Source organism: Salinicola socius (assembly GCF_001937195.1).
GTDB lineage: Bacteria > Pseudomonadota > Gammaproteobacteria > Pseudomonadales > Halomonadaceae > Salinicola > Salinicola socius.
The window spans coordinates 1-802 of record NZ_MSDO01000073.1 but is presented as its reverse complement, the minus strand read 5'-3'; the positions used below and the strand labels follow the sequence as shown (position 1 = coordinate 802).

Annotated in this window: 1 protein-coding gene; it reads left to right on the top strand. The window is 67.2% G+C overall.

Annotated elements, in window-relative coordinates; all coding sequences use genetic code 11:
• Positions 1 to 802 (top strand): DUF637 domain-containing protein (locus BTW07_RS18800; RefSeq protein ID WP_158025902.1); only part of this gene is annotated, 802 nt, incomplete at both ends.

The window sequence follows — 802 nt, the reverse complement described above, 5'->3', positions numbered from 1 at the left end:
ACATCGCCAACGGCCAGACCACCGGCTTCACTCTGAGCGATTGGGGCGATACCGGGCGCTTTGTCGGCCAGCGCGCCTCGCAGGCCGTGGTCGACGCCGGGCTGCAGACCGCCATCGCCGGCGGCGAGTTCGACGAGCATTTGCGGCAGACGTTGCAAGGGGCGGCCAGCACCGTGCTGGAAGCCACCCTGTTCAACCAGGTCGGCGACCTGGGAGAGCGCTACCCCGAGCTTCTGGCCGACGGCGAGGGCGGCAAGATCGCCCTGCACGCCCTGGCCGGCGGCCTGGCAGCCGAAGCCACCGGCGGCGACTTCAGCACCGGCGCGGCGGCGGCGGGCGCCAACGAAGCGCTGGTCAAGCAACTGGATACGCTGGTCGCCAACGACCCGCAACTGCTGGTTGCCGCCTCGAAGCTCACCGGGCTGATGGCGGCGGGGCTGGTGGATGGCGACGTGGCGCAGGGTGCCGAGATCGCGGGTAACGCGACGGCGTATAACTACCTGCGGCACGCGCAGTTCCAGGACATTGCCGATCGGCTGGAACAATGCACCACGCAATCCTGTCGTGACCAGATCGTCGATCAAGCCCTCACACTGAGCCAGCAACAGGATCTCGCAGCCCTGCAACTCTGCGCCAGCGGAAGTTCAGGCTGTGGGGACGCGGTTCTGGCCTCGATGACCACCCCTTTCGAAGGTGTCGAATTCAGCAAGCCGGAGACGGCGGCCTCATTGCGCGAACTGATGTGGGAGAACCCCGGGAAGAACGGCGCGTTTGCCATGGCTGCGGCAAACCAGGACGCAGC